Source organism: Aeromonas sp. s11 (assembly GCF_040907945.1).
GTDB lineage: Bacteria > Pseudomonadota > Gammaproteobacteria > Enterobacterales > Aeromonadaceae > Aeromonas > Aeromonas veronii.
On sequence record NZ_JBFOCU010000062.1, the window covers coordinates 178244 to 194421 of the forward strand.

At 60.3% G+C, this 16178-nt stretch carries 15 protein-coding genes; 4 read left to right on the plus strand and 11 right to left on the minus strand.

The window, feature by feature from the left end:
• Nucleotides 1-23 precede the first annotated feature (23 nt).
• From AB5Y84_RS19350 to AB5Y84_RS19360, 3 genes are read left to right on the plus strand one after another with little or no spacing between them, the layout of a single operon-like run.
• Entirely contained in the window at nt 24-638 is a 615-nt protein-coding gene (locus tag AB5Y84_RS19350; protein WP_257725166.1) for a glutathione S-transferase family protein, read from the plus strand.
• A complete protein-coding gene (locus AB5Y84_RS19355) occupies nt 638-2278 on the plus strand; it encodes a GNAT family N-acetyltransferase (protein WP_257725165.1) in 1641 nt (546 codons plus the stop codon). The genes AB5Y84_RS19350 and AB5Y84_RS19355 overlap by 1 nt, the downstream gene beginning before the upstream one ends.
• A 6-nt stretch (nt 2279-2284) precedes the next feature.
• Entirely contained in the window at nt 2285-2824 is a 540-nt protein-coding gene (locus tag AB5Y84_RS19360) for a GNAT family N-acetyltransferase (protein ID WP_005334630.1), read from the plus strand.
• A 96-nt stretch (nt 2825-2920) separates the two neighbouring features.
• Here the strand turns inward: AB5Y84_RS19360 and AB5Y84_RS19365 are convergent, their stop codons facing one another.
• From AB5Y84_RS19365 to AB5Y84_RS19415, 11 genes are all read right to left on the minus strand, one after another.
• Complete coding sequence (locus tag AB5Y84_RS19365; RefSeq protein ID WP_257725164.1) at nt 2921-3334, minus strand: hypothetical protein; 414 nt, start codon at nt 3332-3334, stop codon at nt 2921-2923.
• Nucleotides 3335-3517: 183 nt separating this feature from the next.
• A complete protein-coding gene (locus tag AB5Y84_RS19370) occupies nt 3518-4648 on the minus strand; it encodes a cupin domain-containing protein (protein WP_257725163.1) in 1131 nt (376 codons plus the stop codon).
• A gap of 139 nt (nt 4649-4787) precedes the next feature.
• Entirely contained in the window at nt 4788-6158 is a 1371-nt protein-coding gene (gene purB, locus AB5Y84_RS19375) for an adenylosuccinate lyase (RefSeq protein WP_118853530.1), read from the minus strand.
• Nucleotides 6159-6288: 130 nt separating this feature from the next.
• On the minus strand, nt 6289-6903 hold the full coding sequence (gene hflD / locus AB5Y84_RS19380) for a high frequency lysogenization protein HflD (protein WP_005334622.1): 615 nt from the start codon (nt 6901-6903) through the stop codon (nt 6289-6291).
• Nucleotides 6904-6926: 23 nt separating this feature from the next.
• The gene (gene mnmA, locus AB5Y84_RS19385; RefSeq protein WP_368177578.1) at nt 6927-8033 is read right to left on the minus strand and encodes a tRNA 2-thiouridine(34) synthase MnmA; all 1107 of its coding nucleotides are present in this window, start codon (nt 8031-8033) and stop codon (nt 6927-6929) included.
• Between the two features lie 157 nt (nt 8034-8190).
• Nucleotides 8191-8682, minus strand: coding sequence for an NUDIX hydrolase (locus AB5Y84_RS19390; RefSeq protein ID WP_042082454.1), 492 nt, complete (start codon nt 8680-8682; stop codon nt 8191-8193).
• Nucleotides 8682-9605, minus strand: coding sequence for a 23S rRNA pseudouridine(2457) synthase RluE (gene rluE / locus AB5Y84_RS19395; protein WP_368177579.1), 924 nt, complete (start codon nt 9603-9605; stop codon nt 8682-8684). The genes AB5Y84_RS19390 and rluE overlap by 1 nt, the downstream gene beginning before the upstream one ends.
• Nucleotides 9606-9709: 104 nt before the next feature.
• Nucleotides 9710-10477: a PTS sugar transporter subunit IIA gene (locus AB5Y84_RS19400; protein WP_368173623.1), complete on the minus strand. Its 768-nt coding sequence runs from the start codon at nt 10475-10477 to the stop codon at nt 9710-9712.
• A complete protein-coding gene (locus tag AB5Y84_RS19405) occupies nt 10477-10782 on the minus strand; it encodes a PTS fructose transporter subunit IIB (RefSeq protein ID WP_005334611.1) in 306 nt (101 codons plus the stop codon). The genes AB5Y84_RS19400 and AB5Y84_RS19405 overlap by 1 nt, the downstream gene beginning before the upstream one ends.
• A 219-nt stretch (nt 10783-11001) precedes the next feature.
• Nucleotides 11002-12408: a hexose-6-phosphate:phosphate antiporter gene (gene uhpT / locus AB5Y84_RS19410; protein ID WP_005334609.1), complete on the minus strand. Its 1407-nt coding sequence runs from the start codon at nt 12406-12408 to the stop codon at nt 11002-11004.
• Nucleotides 12409-12986: 578 nt separating this feature from the next.
• Complete coding sequence (locus AB5Y84_RS19415; RefSeq protein ID WP_236367435.1) at nt 12987-14894, minus strand: fructose-specific PTS transporter subunit EIIC; 1908 nt, start codon at nt 14892-14894, stop codon at nt 12987-12989.
• Nucleotides 14895-15653: 759 nt separating this feature from the next.
• On the opposite strand from AB5Y84_RS19415, the gene AB5Y84_RS19420 reads away from it, so the two are divergent.
• Entirely contained in the window at nt 15654-16157 is a 504-nt protein-coding gene (locus AB5Y84_RS19420; protein WP_368177580.1) for a NifB/NifX family molybdenum-iron cluster-binding protein, read from the plus strand.
• Nucleotides 16158-16178: the final 21 nt, after the last annotated feature.

The window sequence follows — 16178 nt, forward strand, 5'->3', positions numbered from 1 at the left end:
TTCTGTTTTCACAAGGAGTGTGTATGCGTCTGTATGGTGATCTGCATTCCGGCAACTGTTACAAGGTCTGGCTGCTGGCCCGCTGGCTGAAGCTGCCCCTTGAGTGGGTTGAGGTGGATATTCAGGCGGGGGATACCCGTACCCCCGCATTTCTGGCCAAGAACCCCAACGGCAAGATCCCGGTGCTGGAGATTGGCCAGGGCGATACGCTGGCGGAATCCAATGCCATCCTCTTCTATCTGGCGCAGGGCTCGTCTTTGTGGCCAACCGATCCGCGCCAGCAGGCCGAGGTGCTCAAATGGATGTTCTTTGAGCAGTACAGCCATGAGCCCTACATCGCGGTGGCCCGCTTTATCGTTCACTATCTCGGCCGCCCCGAGTCCCAGGAGGCGCGTCTCGACGGGCTGAAAGCCGGTGGCGAGAAGGCGCTGGCGGTAATGGAGCAGCAGCTGAAACAGAGCCCCTATCTGTGCGGTGATGCGCCTACCATCGCCGATATCGCCCTTTATGCCTACACCCACGTGGCAGAGGAGGGGATCTTCTCCCTGCAGGGGTGGCCAGCTATCCGTAGCTGGATCGCCCGTATCGAAGCCCATCCCCGTCACCTGACGCTGCCAGCGGCCTGTCAGGCCAGCTGATGGAACTGCTGATCGAGGCCAGTCTGTGGCAACCGCAGTGGGCTGCGCTGTTGCTGCACTGGCAGCAGCAAGGTCATCGCTGGCAGCTGCTGCTGGGCAAAGAGGCGGCGGCCGCCCTCGATCAAACCGATGCACCCTGGGCGAGCAGCCCTCCAGACGGGGTGCTCTGCCCGGGAGCCCTGCTGGCGGCCTGGCTCGATGGGGATCTGCTGGCGGATTTTCATGTTGATCCCAGTCGCCAAGTCCTGATCAGCGCCTCTACCTCCCTATTGACCCTCGCCAGGGAGCAGGGACTGCTCACCCTTGGCCCTGTGGGGGCCGATCTGCCGCTCACCCCCGAGGCCGATTTGGGCGCCGTGCTCAATCGCCTGCTGGCGCGCCGCGTGACGGTGCCGACCCTGGCTGAGGGGCATTCGCTATCAGGTGTCGTATTGCGACAACTGCAGGCCGACGATGAGCGCGAGATAGTGCGCTACTGCAGCGACGAGGCGCTGGCGCGCTACACCCTCAATATTCCTCACCCCTATCCGCCGGAGGGGGCCCGCGACTGGCTGGCGCTCAGCTGGCGCAAGGCGGCGCTTGGCCTTGGCTGGAGTTGGGCCATCACCTTGCCAGAGGAGCAAGGTGCGGCGTTGCTTGGGGTGATCTCCCAGCACTGGAATGGCGAGCTCGCCTGGTGGGTGGGCGTGCCCTGGCAGAATCGCGGTCTGGCGACTCGGGCCGCTGGCTTGGTCAAGGGGTTCGCCTTTGCCCAACTGCAACTGCCTGCGCTGACGGCTCGCCATATGCCAGACAATTTAGCCTCCGGCCGGGTGATGGCAAAAGTGGGCATGCACTATCGTGGGCGGCGCCATATCAGCGGTCGCCAGCCGTGTGAGGTGAGTTACTGGCGACTGGATCGCGCTCCCTCCTTACCCAATCCCTTGGCCGAGGAGATTGCCTGCTGGCTTGCTGATGAGCGGATCGCTGTGGTGATCCTGTGGGATCCTGTAACGTTGGATCGGCAGAGCGCCAACGGTAAGCTGGCTATCTCGCTCTTTGTGGATGAGAGGGGCGCGGGGGAGAAGCCCTGTTTTCTGCGCTGCCCACCGCATCTTGAGAGGTTGCTGGCGCTGCACTGTTATCCCGTCGATCTGCTGGATCAGGCCGAACCGGAGCAGTTGTCCCATCTTGGCGGCGTCTTGCTGAAAGACAGGGATGAACAGGGGTTGGCGTGGTTGCTGCAACTGGCCGCGCTGCAGCGTCAGGGGCCCGAGCTGCTTAGCCGCGAGGAGCGCGTATCACGGCTCCACTGGTTCAACCAATTGATGGCGCAGGCGCTGGGCGGCAACGGTGACTCTTCGCAGATACGCTATCAGCAGTTACGGCTGCTGGTGGAGCTGCCGGAGCTGGTCGACGAGCTGGATGGCTGTTGGCATCAAACGCCCGAACTGACTTTTGAGCGGTTGGCGCGGGAGGCTCCCGCCCTCTGGCTTGCCTACCGCGAGGCGATGAACAGGGCTACCCCGGCTACGCTAACCGCTTTGCAGCAACAGTTTGCAGCTCGTTTTCCTGAGTGCACCCTCCCATTTTTGGACAAAGGTACTCAGAATGACCAGCCGTTGTGTGGAATAATGCCCGCTCTGCTGTACGAGGAGTAATACCTGATGTTGAGAACCGAGCGCCCCGGTGACATGCTGCCGGTTTATGAGCTGCTGAGTGCCGCCTTCGGTCGTTCTGATGAGGCCGAACTGGTCAACCGCCTGCGCGAATGTGGTGCTGCCGTAGTGACCATGGTCGAAGAGGAAGAGTACGAGTTCATGGGGCACCTGATGCTAAGCCCGATCACCATTAACGGCATGGAAGGGCCCTGGCTTGGTCTGGCGCCGGTCGCGGTTCATCCCGACTGGCAAGGCCAGGGGATTGGCTCTGATCTTATCCGTGAAGGGCTTGATACGGCGCTCGAGATGGACTGGAAAGGGGTGGTTGTACTCGGGGATCCGGCCTATTACAGCCGTTTCGGTTTCCGCCCGGCCAGCGAGTTTGGCCTCCACTGCATCTATGAGGTGCCTGCCGACTGCTTTATGGCGATGGAGCTGCAGGAGCGCGGTTTTGCGGGTGTGCAGGGTGAGGTGCTCTATCACCCCCTGTTTGATGAACTCCCCGACGAGCTGCCGGACGCGCAGGCAGAAGAGCCCCATTTCTAGCGAGAAGTTGCAGCGACAAGCTATAACGAAAAAGCCCTCATCGAGGGCTTTTTCAGTTTATATCAGTCCCTGCCGGGCTTATTCGAGCAAATAGGCTCAGGCAATGATATCGAGCTGGGTGCCCTTGCGATTATCTTCGCCCACCATGTCACCCATCTGCTGGGCGAGCGGGCTCTGCTGGAATTGCATGTAGTCGCTCAGATTCTGCTGGCGCTGGTTGCGATTGGCCGCCTGATAGAGTTCAGCCGTGCTCGGGCCCGACTTGCTGTCGCTTTCCTGACCGCTGGCCTCCAGGTAGCGCTCCACCACGGCTTTCTCCTGCTGGTTAGCCGTATAAGAGACCGCCATGGTTCTGCGAGCCGTTGCTTTCTCTTCGCTCTGTGCCTGCAAGTCATCCTTCTTGGCCAGTGCTTCGTTACGGGCCTGACTGACCTGCTCGGGTGTGACAGCGGGAGAGGAGGGATATTTGCCGTAATCGGGCAGCGGCATGGGCCGGGAGGTGATTTGCATGGTGGCGCTTCTCTTGTGAACAGGGACGGACGCATGATACCCATCCATGTTAGCTCAATAAATCACCACTTGTCGGTTCATCAAGAGTGGGTTCAGTTTCGCGCATCGATTGTTAATTGAACCGCCTCTGAGTGAAAAAAAAGGCGCCATAAGGCGCCTTTTTATCCTTCGCTTACCGCCGGATCAGTTGAAGAACCAGTAACCGCGGTTGACCAGACGGGTCAGCAGTTGCAGGAAACCGGCCTGATCGGCCAGCTCCACCATGTCGGCCTGAGTGATGATGTCTTTGTCACACAAGAGCGAAATTGCTGCCGCGTCTTCGCTCTGCAGCGTCCAGGCTTCGCCGTCGATGAAGCACTGCTGGCTCTCGCCGCTAAACCAGACGCTGCGCAGACCCGGTACCTTGATGGCTGGCTCGCCCTGGGTCAGCAGGTCGGCTACCTCCTCGGCGCTGTAGTCCGGCTCGACCGGATTGACGTCGAGATCGTGCTTGGCCTCGGAGATCATGGTGCCGAACCACTCCTTGAACAGGGTCTCGTCATCGAGGGCCTGCTGCATCAGCTCGCGCAGACGGTGCAGCTCGTGGGGCTGGATCTCGCCGTGACGGGCGCGGGGCTTGAGATCGGCATCGCCGTAACGCTCGGTACGCACCTCGTTGTCGATCAGGTGATCGGCAAAGGAGGAGATAAGTGCTTTGGCATCCGGCGCGCGGAAGCCCACCGAGAAGTTCATGGAGGGCTCGATGGCGTAGCCTTCGTGGGGGAATCCGGGCGGAATGTAGAGGATGTCGCCCGGCTCCATGATGACGTCGATGATCGCCTCGAACGGCTCGCAGTGCAGCAGGGCGGCATGGGCGGCGAACTCGTTGAGCGGCTTGGCATCGCCAACCCGCCAGTGGCGTTTGCCCAGACCCTGGGTGATAAACACATCGTAATTGTCGATGTGGGGGCCGACACCCGCATGGGGGGTGGAGAAGCTCACCATCACATCGTCAAAGCGCCAGCCCGGGATGAACTGGAACGGTACCGCAAGCTCGTTTACTTCGGGAGCCCAGTGGTTGCAAGCCTGTACCAGAATGGTCCAGTTCTCTTCGCCCAGATTGTCGTAGGATTCGAAGGGGCCGTGGGCAGCATCCCACTTGCCGTCGAAACGGGTGACGAGGCGGGACTCTACCACCTCTTCCATGGCCAGACCCGCCAGCTCGTCCGGGCTGATGGGATCCTGAAAGTCCTTGAAGCCACCCTTGATAAGGAGCGGGCGCTTCTGCCAGTAGTGCTCAAGGAAGTGAGCGATATCCAGATTGAGTTCGTACATGCTGTTTCTCGTGTCTCGCAAAGAGGTTTTGCCCAAGGCAGGCTTGGGAAAAGCCACTCGGGATCCTGCCGTGGCAGGGAAAATAACAGGGGCCCTGTGGCATATCGTGCACAGGGCCCCTTCGTCACTGCCGGTTGGCTTACTTCAGCAGATCGACCAGACGCTGGGCGTCGCCGATATAGTTGGCCGGGGTCAGCTTCTTCAGCTCAACCTTGACCGCTTCCGGCAGCTCCAGGGTGTCGATAAAGGTACGCATCCCTTCGGCATCGACGCGGCGACCACGGGTCAGCTCCTTGAGCTTCTCGTAAGGCTTCTCGATACCGTAGCGGCGCATCACGGTCTGGATCGGCTCGGCCAGCACTTCCCAGTTGGCATCCAGATCGGCGGCCATGGCGGCGTCGTTGGCTTCCAGCTTGGAGATGCCCTTGAGGGTCGCCTGATAGGCAATCAGGGAGTAACCCACCGCCACACCCAGGTTACGCAGTACGGTAGAGTCGGTCAGATCACGCTGCCAGCGGGAGATGGGCAGCTTGCTCGCCAGATGCTGGAACACGGCGTTGGCCAGACCCAGATTGCCTTCGGAGTTCTCGAAGTCGATGGGGTTGACCTTGTGCGGCATGGTGGAGGAGCCGATTTCCCCCGCGATGGTGCGCTGCTTGAAGTGGCCCAGGGAGATGTAACCCCACACATCGCGGTCGAAGTCGATCAGGATGGTGTTGAAGCGGGCCATGGCGTCGAACAGCTCGGCGATGTAGTCGTGCGGCTCGATCTGGGTGGTGTAGGGGTTCCAGGTCAGGCCCAAGGAGGTCACAAACTCCTCGGAGAACTGGTGCCAGTCCACATCCGGGTAGGCGCTGATGTGGGCGTTGTAGTTGCCGACAGCACCGTTGATCTTGCCGAGGATCTCCACCGCCATGATCTGCTTGAACTGGCGCTCCAGACGGTAGGCGACGTTGGCCATCTCCTTGCCCATGGTGCTCGGGGTGGCCGGCTGACCGTGGGTGCGGGAGAGCAGCGGCATGTCACGGTATTCGTGGGCCAGACGCTTGAGTTCGGAAATCAGCTTCTCGCAATAAGGCTTGATGACCTCTTCGCGGGCGGTTTTCAGCATCAGACCGTGGGAGTTGTTGTTGATGTCTTCCGAGGTGCAGGCGAAGTGGATGAACTCGCTGACAGCCGCCAGCTCCGGGTTCACTTCGACTTTCTCTTTGAGGAAGTACTCCACCGCTTTCACATCATGGTTGGTGGTGCGCTCGATCTGTTTGATACGGGCGGCGTCACTCTCGTTGAAGTTGCTGACGATGCCATCGAGCAGGGCGTTGGCGGCCGCGCTCAGGGCAGGGACTTCCGGGATCCCGGCGTGGCTGGCCAGTTTTTGCAACCAGCGCACCTCGACTTCGACGCGAAAACGCAGCAGGCCGAATTCGGAGAAGATAGGGCGCAGGGCATCGGCCTTGTCGCCATAACGACCGTCAATCGGGGAAACAGCAGTCAGCGCGGACAGCTCCATGGGGTGAACTCCTGATGATTTGTGTGGGGGATCCGTATCCACTCGCGTGTGGGCCGGAGTCGTTATCAAGGCGGATGTGCGGCTGTTCACCCTGATGTCGACCTCGGCTGGCCCGCGCGCGAGCCGATGATTAGTAACGTTTGGCCAGCTCCACCATCTTCTTGCGAGCGAAGATGATCTGGGTGCGGCTGCCACCGAGCTGACGCCACAGCACGCAGGCACGAATGCCTGCCAACAGCAGGGCGCGCACCTTGTGCTGCACCAGCGGCTGCTGCAGGAACAGCGGGGTACCCGCCACCTGGATGCGCGGCCCGATGGGGCTGATAAGATCGCTGTAGATGCTCGCCATGTTGGCCAAAATCTGCTCGTCGAGCAGATCGAAGTGCTGTTGCTGGCGGCCAATCTGGCTGATCCGCTCACCCAGCATATTGAGAATGTCCTTGCGCTTGGCCAGCTTGCGCTCCAGTGCAATCAGGCTTACCACGTAGCGGGTCAGCTCGGCATTCTTCTGGCTGCCGTCGGCACCCAGCTGCTCGACCAGCGCACGGTAGCCGTCGCGAATAGCCAGATGGGTGTTGTTGAACACCTCGAGCGGCTGGCTCGGGTTGGTCACCAGAATGCTGGAGAGGCTCTCGCGCAGGGCGGCCTCGTCACAGCTGCCGTCTCGGGCCACCTTCTGCACCAGATACGCGGCCTGGCAGATGCCGGCAAAGGCCATTGTTCTGTCTTGGAATTTATCGCTCACGTCTGCTGCCTTCTGTTAAGGATTCAAACCGGATGGCTGAAACGTTGTTCGATGATGCCGCCGCCCAGACACACTTCCCCGTCGTAGAAGACGGCGGATTGGCCCGGGGTGACCGCAGCCTGTTTCTCGTCGAAGATGACCCGGATGGTCTCGTTGTCGATGGGCTGGATCAGGCAGGGGATATCCTGCTGGCGGTAGCGGGTCTTGACGGTGCAGCGACGCGGCTCGCGGATCGGAGTGCGATCCACCCAGTGCAACTGGCTGGCAATCAAACCATCGGAGTAGAGACGGGGATGCTCGCCCTGCGCCACCACCAGCACGTTGCGCTCGACCTCTTTGTCGACCACGTACCAGGCCTCTTCGGTGGCATCTTTACGACCACCGATGCCGAGCCCCTTGCGTTGGCCCAGGGTGTGATACATCAGACCCTGATGCTCGCCGATCACCTTGCCATCCACGGTCTCGATTTTACCTGGCTGGGCGGGCAGAAACTTGGCCAGGAAGTCCTTGAACTTGCGCTCGCCGATAAAGCAGATACCGGTGGAGTCTTTCTTCTTGGCGGTGATGAGATCCAGCTGCTCGGCGATGCGGCGCACCTCGGGCTTCTCCAGATCGCCAACCGGGAACAGGCTCTGACCCACTTGCTTCTCGCTCAGGGTATAGAGGAAGTAGCTCTGATCCTTGTTGGTATCGAGACCGCGCAGCAGGCGCGGGCGGCCGGTGCTGTCGTCACGGCGCACATAGTGGCCGGTGGCGATGTAGGTGGCACCCAGCTCTTCGGCGGCAAATTCGAGGAACGCCTTGAACTTGATCTCCTTGTTGCAAAGGATATCGGGGTTTGGTGTGCGGCCAGCCTTGTACTCTTCGAGGAAGTGCTCGAACACATTGTCCCAGTACTCGGCCGCGAAGTTGATAGTGTGGAGTTTCATCCCCAGCTTGTCGCAGACGGCCTTGGCATCAGCCAAATCCTGGGCGGCAGAGCAGTACTCGTCCGTGTCGTCTTCTTCCCAGTTCTTCATGAACAAGCCTTCGACCTGATAGCCCTGCTGCTGGAGCAGGTAGGCCGAGACGGAAGAATCCACGCCGCCGGACATGCCGACGATCACCTTGATTTGGCTGTTGTCTGTCATTAGTCGAAGTTACCAGTTCGTTTAAACGGGGCGTATTCTACCAGAGTTTTGCGCCCCCGGTCACATATCCATGCCGCAGTTCCCATCAGGAGCCTGATAGCAGGAAATCGTTTTTCTGTTGTTGGCCTTTGTCACCGAAAAAGAGTGTCAAATGGCCTCAGATAAAGGCCTTGAGGGCCGAGAGCGGCAGCCGTGTACCCGCCAGATAATCCTGAATACACTGCCACACCAGGGGGCTGCGCAGGGCCGGTTTGCATTCCGCTATTTCTTCCAGAGTGAGCCAGTGGCAAGCCAGCACATCACCGTCAGGATCCTCTGGATGGTGTTGACCCGGCGCTTTTTCAAGGTCGAAGATGATGGCGGTGCGCACATAGGTGGCCTCGCTGTCGGCCGGTTTGAACAGATAGGTACCAAGCCAGGCGGTCGGCGTGGCGGTCAGACCCGTCTCCTCTTTCAGCTCACGACAGGCCGCTTCAAGCAGGTTTTCCCCCGGCTCCACATGGCCGGCGGGTTGGTTGAAGCGGCGCTGGCCTTTTATCTCCTCTTCCACCACCAGAAAGCGCCCCTGCCACTGCACCAGGGCGGCGACCGTCAGGCGCGCCTCCATGCGGGCGTGACTGGTGGTCGATTGCTCTGCCTGATTGCTCATCATGACTCCTTGTCGCTGCTATTTGGATTGCCCGCACGGGCGGGTCTGCGTGCCGTTCCTCGCCCGCTGCTGCGGGGTTTGCCGCCGGTCGGGTTTGAAGTTGAACGCTCGGTTGGGTGAGTGGTGCGGGGGCGCTCGTCCCGTCTCGGCTGGCTGGCTCGCCGTGGTGCCTCCCCTGCCGGTTTGGCCGGTTTGGCGGTATGAGCGCCTGAACGGGATGAGGAGGGACGCGGGCGGCTGCTGGAGCTCGGCGCCAGCTCGGGGGCGGGCAGGCAGCGGCTCTCGCCGGGGGCCAGACCATCTAGCGTCCAGTCACCGATGGCGTAGCGAATAAGGCGCAAGGTGGGGTGGCCGATATGGGCGGTCATTCGCCGCACCTGGCGGTTGCGCCCCTCGATGATCTTGATCTCCAGCCAGCTGGTGGGGATCTCCTTGCGCTCGCGGATCGGCGGATTGCGCGGCCACACCGCAGGTTCATCCATGATGCGCGCCCCGGCGGGCAGGGTCATGCCGTCATTGAGCTCCACACCGGCGCGCAGGGCGGCCAGTTGCTCCTCGCTCGGAATGCCTTCCACCTGCACCCAGTAGGTCTTGGGGGTCTTCTCCCCCGGCTGGGTGAGGCGCGCCTGCAGCTTGCCATCGTTGGTGAGCAGCAGCAGCCCCTCGCTGTCGCGATCGAGCCGCCCTGCGGCGTAGATGCCGGGCTCTTTGATGTAATCCTTGAGGGTCTCCCGGCCCGCCTCGTCGGTGAACTGGCAGAGCACCATATAGGGCTTGTTCAGCAGGAGCAATTTGCGATCCTCTGGGGCCAGCTCCGGTTTGCGGGGGGAAACATGGCGGGGTGCGGCTGGTTTGGTAGTCGTGCGCGGGGCGTTATCGCGCGGCGCGCGGCTGACAGAGAGACGGGAGCGGGGAGATTTCATCGGATACACACTTCAGACAGACGATGGCAGCGAGTGTACCACAGGGTGCTGAGGGCTGGATGAATGGCTGGTGTTTCAACAAGCAGCGCCCGGAGCCAATTTGCCTAGCTCAGCAGGCTCTCGATCACGATAGCCTGACGGGCGGGGGCCGAGCCCGCCAACAGCAGGGCGTGGCTGACCACATCGTCGATCATCGCCTGCGCCAGTCGGGTGAGGGGGCGCAGGGTCTCCCGTCCGCTACCAACCGGCACCGCCAGCAGAATAATGGTCTGCACCGGTCCGATTTGAGAGCCCCACTCGATGGGCTCCTTGCAATTGAGCAGGGTCAGCGCTGGCTGGCTGATCCCTTCGCTCAATACATGAGGCATGGCAAGGCCGGGGCGGATGATGGTGGCCGAGACCTGCTCGCGCCGTTCCACCGCGGCGGTCAGTGTGGCGCGGTCGGTGAGCAGCTCGGCGGGCAGCAGATCGATCAGATGCTCGAGGGCCTCGGCCTTGGTCACCGGTTCGGTGCTGTGGGCCAGCTGGCGCAGGGCAAAATGGTAGTCGGGCAGGGCGTTGGCCAGTCGCAACTCCGCCAGCGCGGCGGTGCGCGGGCGCACCAGTGGTTGACCCAGTTCCCCGCACCAGCAGGTGAAGGCCATGTGGGCCAGCTCGGCATCGCACCCTTCAATCTGCAACTGGCAGAGATCGCCGGGTTGGGTGGCGAGGGTCAACAGGGAGAGCTGGTTGCTGGCGGCAACGGTCTGACGCCGGGTGAGGTTGGCGCAGCGGATGGTGGATTTGAACATCCCCGCCAGCCGGTTCAACTGCTTGGCCTGGGTGATGCTCAACCCCTGCTGGCAGTAGAAGGTGATTTCGCGGGTCAGCATCAGGCCGGGATCGGCAGGGCCTTGAGTACGGCGTTGGCATCCAGCAGCACGGTTTCCAGTCTCACCTGATGGATGGTGCAGCCGAGGAAGCGCTCCTTCTGCTCAATCTCGATATCGGAGGCAATCAGCACCAGGTCGGCGCTGGCAATATCGCGGGCGGTCAGCATGTTTTCCATGCCCATGGCGCCCTGAGTCTCGACCTTGATCTTGAGTCCCAGCCCAGTGGCGGCTTTTTGCAGGGCATCGGCAGCCATATAGGTATGGGCAATACCGGTCGGGCAAGCGGTGACGGCGACGATCTTCATCTGCTCTCTGTGATGCTGACAAGGGGGAGCAACAAGATAGCGCCAGCGGGGGGCTTTTACCAAAAGTCCATATGAAAAGTGGGATCTTGATGGGGATATGCCCGTCCCTTGAACGGCTGTGCAGGCTCATGCCGGGCCAGTCGGGTGTCTGGTTGCTCTAAACAACAAGGCCCCCCCCTGTGGGTGGCCCTGAACAATCTGCCTCTGTTGTTATGGCTATCAGGCGGTCTGGGCGGCCAGTTCGGCGGCTTTCAGTTCGCGCTTGATGCGGCGGATCTTGCGCTCCTCGGCGACCGCGACACAACCCATCAGCACCAGACAGGCGGCGGCTGCGATATCGAGAGCGGCGAAGGTGCCGGTCCAGCCGGTCAGACCGAAGATGGGGGTGCCATCGGCAATCATGCCCAGACCCAGCTTGGCGAAGCTGTCACCGATGAGGTAGGCAAAGGTGCCCTTGACGCCATCGGCTACGCTGATGCCCTGCTTGGGGACGAAGCCCACGGCCGCGACGCCGATCAGCAGTTGCGGACCAAACACCAGGAAGCCCAGGGTGAACAGGGAACCCAGGAACATAAACTGGGTTGTCGCATGCTGGTAGAGACCCAGGGTGGCGATGATCAGCGCCAGCGCCACACAGGCAACCAGACCACGACGGCCATTGGCCAGATCGGAGAGGTAACCCCACATCAGGGTGCCGACCAGAGCGCCCACTTCGAAGAAAGTAAAGCCCTGAATAGCCACGTCTTTGGAGAAGCCCAGCTCCTGGTGGGCATAGACGGTGGACCACTGGTCGATACCGATACGCACCACGTAGAGGAAGATGTTGGCAAAGCAGAGCAGCCAGATCACCTTGTTGAGCAGCACATACTTCACGAAGATCTGCCACTTGGTCAGCTTCTGCTCTTCGGTAGCGATATCCTCTTCGCTCGCCACTTCGTCAAACAGCTCTTCCACCTTGCCAAGGCCATAGGCTTCCGGTGAATCGCTACCAAAACGCAGGCCGATAAAGCCGACAATCAGCGCGATGATGGAGGGGAAGATAAACATGCCGAGCACGTTGCCATCAAACAGGTAGTTGGCACCGAACAGCGCCACACCGGCCGCACCGGCACCGCCCACGTTATGGGAGAGGTTCCACATGCCCAGATAGGTGCCGCGCTTGTTGCGAGGGGTCCACTTGGTGATGGTGGAGTAGCTGCACGAACCGCCACAGCTCTGGAAGAAACCGCTCAGCGCATAGAAGAAGATCATGAAGTAGAGGCTGAAACCGGTGCCGCCCATGCTGGCACTGAAGCCCAGCATGCAGAGCGCGGAGAGGATCAGCATCAGCGGCAGGAACTGCTTGGTGTTCTTGCCATCGGCGTAGTAGGAGACGATGGTCTTGCCCACCCCGTAGGTGATGGAGAAGCCAAGGCCGATCATGCCAAGCTCGGTCATGGAGAGACCGTACTCCTGGATCATGTCATTTTGCGCAATGTTGAAGTTCTTGCGGATCAGATACATGGTCAAATAGCCAATAAATACAACCAGATAAGATTGCATAAACGGCTTGAACCAGAGCTTGCGCCGGGCTTCGACCGGCAGGTCGAGGGTGGGGACCCGGACCTGTTGGAGCAATTTCAACATCTTCGTTCATCCTCTGCGAGATAGACGGTATTTCCGCCGCGCCCCTCATTTGTAGATAGGTTGTTCGAGGTCACGCCACGGAAGGGGGAACGGAACGTCGGGGCTGTCAGCCGTTGCTGCGCTCGACGTTCCATCCATATAAACCCGGGCCCGGCACGGGATGACGGGGCGCATTGCCCGTCGCGGTGCGGGTCACGACATCAGGTGGGGTGACTCTAATAAGAGGGGCAAGAAATGGCTTGAGAGCCATCCCTAGTGGGGCTAGGAAATTTTCCTAGTTTTTGCGCTTTCGCGGACAAAGCGTGAGAAACATCACACCGCTGACGCCAGATTGCTGCCATTTCAGCCAGTTTGGCGCTCTGTGTGAGTGCTGGGCTGAGGAGAGGAGAGGCCAGAAGGGAGCAAGGGAAAGGCAAGGAGAGAGGTGAAGGGAGAGACGAGGAAGAGTGCTTATCGACCACTATTTCTCGGGGGGCGATTTTGGGAAATACGGCTCGCCAGCCATCCCAAAAAACAAGAGGCCACCCCGTGGGGTGGCCTCTTTTTATGCTCTACGAGCCGACATGGCGATGGAGGTCTCAGGCCGCCTTGGCCAGAGTTACCTCATCACTCTTTTTGACCCGCAGTTTTTTCAGGGCAACCGCCACCACGCCGGTGACGATGGCACCGCAGATCATGCAGAGCAGGGCAAGCAGCGGCTTGTTGACCGCACCCAGCAGGGCCACGATGGGGCCACCGTGGGCGACGCTGTTGGTGATGCCAAACAGGAAGGCCATCACGGCGGCGGTCATGCTGCCCAGAATGTTGGCCGGGATAACGGCCAGCGGATCACGGGCGGCGAACGGAATCGCCCCTTCGGAGATACCCACCAGACCCATGGCGCCGGCAGCTTTGCCCGCTTCGATTTCAGAGGCATCGAAGATACCCAGCTTGCGACCGAGCACGGTCGCAAGCGACATGCCAAGGGGCGCGGCCGGGATGGCGCAGGCCATGGCACCCATAAACTGGGTCTGACCGGAGGCGATCATGCCGACGGAGAAGAGGAAGGCCACCTTGTTGACCGGGCCACCCATATCAAAGCCCGCCATACCACCCAGCACGATACCCAGCAGCACCAGACTGCCACCGCTCATGGAGAGCAGCATGGCGTTGAGGCCAGTCATCATGTCGGCAATGGGGGCGCCGATGATGAAGATGAATACCGCAGCGATAAACAGGGAACCGACGATGGGGGCGATCAGGATCGGCACCAGCGGTTGCACCATCTTGTGGTACTGACGGGTGGCAATCCAGCGCACCAGATAACCGACCAGGAGGCCCGCAATGATGGCACCGATAAAGCCGGTACCGGCATCAGCGCCGTAGAAGCTGCCGTTATTGGCGATCCAGCCACCGATAAAGCCCGGTGCCAGCGCCGGACGATCACCGATGGCGTAGGCGATATAGCCCGCCAGAATGGGGATCATCAGGGTGAAGGCGGCCACGCCCACGTTGAGGATCTGGTTCCACATGCTCCCTTCCGGGATCTGCATGCCGCTCGGAGTCGGGTTGCCGCCGATGGCCAGTGCCAGCGCGATAAGCAGACCGCCGGTCACCACGAACGGGATCATGTGCGACACACCGTTCATCAGGTAGCGATAGAGATCGGAACTGCCGCCCGCGCTCTTCTCTTCACCTTTTTTATCTTCTTTGCCAGCCACATAGGCGGGGGCCTTCAGCGCTTGTTCGATCAGACCCTTGCCATCCTTGATGGGGGCCTTGACGCCGGTCTTGATGAGCGGCTTGCCAGCGAAGCGGGCCATGTCCACCTGCTTGTCACAGGCGACCACGATGGCGGTGGCGCGGGCGATCTCGTCCGCAGTCGGGCTGTTCTTGACGCCGATGGAGCCGTTGGTCTCCACCTTCACCTCATAACCGAGCTCCTTGGCTGCGCGCTCCAGCGACTCGGCCGCCAGATAGGTGTGGGCGATTCCAGCCGGGCAGCCGGTGACACCGATGATAAAGCCCTTGCTGGTGGTCGGGGCCGCGCTCTGCTCCTCTTTCTTGGCCAGCAGCAGCGCCAGCGCATCGGCCGGGGTGTTGGCCGCCAGCAGTTTGGCGATAAAGCCCTCTTCGATCAGCTTGCCGGAGAGCTCGGCCAGCACCTCGATATGGTGGTTGGCGCCGCCATCGGGGGAGGCGATCATAAAGAAAATATGGGATGGCTTGCCATCTTCGGCGCCGTACTCGATGCCGTTGCGGCTGATGCCGATGGCGACCGCCGGGTTGCATACCGCTGCACTCTTGGCGTGGGGCAGGGCCACGCCCTCTTCAAAGCCGGTGTTGCCCAGCTCTTCGCGGGCCCACAGATCCTTGATAAAGGCCTGCTCGTCGCTGACCTTGCCTTGCGACGCCAGCAGGCGGGCCATCTCGGTGAAGACCTCTTCCTTACGCGTCGCTTTCAAATCGAGGTTGATCAGATGTTCATTGATCAAGGTGGTGATCATGGCGCTCTCCCCGCTTCCGGTGACGGAAGCTATGCGTGAGTACGTATCGACGTACTGGATAAAAATGACCTGACCATTATCGCGGCTCGCCCGCACCCTCCCTATCGGACAAATGTGCTAATCACTGGATTTTTGTGTGCAGTAAAACGCGATGTGATGAAGATCCCGTTTTCAGGCGGGACTCGCCATTTTCAGCCGATCATCCATTTTTTCTTTAAAAACAGATAAATGTATTGATGTCAGGCTCGCCGTCAGGTTTGTGATGCGCCATATCAATAAATTAATCATCAGTGGGGGTCTGGATTTATATGTGGTTAAACGGTGCCATCAGATGTGACCCTTCTCACAAAAAGTCGCCATTTCGCCGGGCGGATTAGGATTTTTATGCGCCATTTCTCCCCCTGCCTTTTGCCCTCGCTGATAGCGGGTTGGCGCGCCCTGGAATGATGCCAGGGCGGGCTTTAACGAGTCCCTAAACCTCTTCGTTGGAAAAAATAGTTTGTTGCATATGCCATAAACTGAGCGTATACATGGCATATGCCAATTACGGCGGCATCATGATCAGACGCTTATCGAGCCGAATGATGCGTGACTAAACCAGTAAAAGTTGATGCGTACGGCTCTTCATCTGGTTGCTGCAAGAGGCTGGGAACATGGCCATGCCAACCGGCAAGCCTGCGGGAAGATCCTGAACAAGGGGACGAATGCAGAGTGGTAAGGGGCAGGGCCGGAAAATCAACAGTGATAGCAGGAGGTCAAATGACCATCATCACAGCCATTCCGATGAATGACGAGCATATCGCAGGACATTTTGCCAAGGCAGAGCGCTTTGTATTCGTAGATGAACAGGGGATCACCTTGGCAGAAATCGCCAATCCGGTGGCTGGCAACGAGTGCAAAAGTGCGTTGGCGGAGCTGCTTCAGGCGCAGGGATCCCGTCGTATCGTGTTGAAAAATATAGGTAGCAAGATGCTTGGCAAGCTGCTGGGCAGTGGGCTTGCTGTCTATCAGGCCAGTCAGGGGCGTCTCGCCATGGCCGACATGCTGAGCAATGAGTCGGGCAATCTGACCGAGCTGACATCCGCTGAACAGGGTAGTGCATCGCGCTGCGCCGAGGGGGCTGGCCATCACGGCAAGGGAAGCCGTCAATGCGCTCCCCGTGGCCGCCTTGGCAAAGGGGGTTGCTGCAAGTCAGCCTCCGGACAACAGCAGGGCTGTCAGGGCAACCGTCAGCGCAACCACAAGAAATGTTGTGAAGAGTAAGCACAACCGCTAGGCCGAACT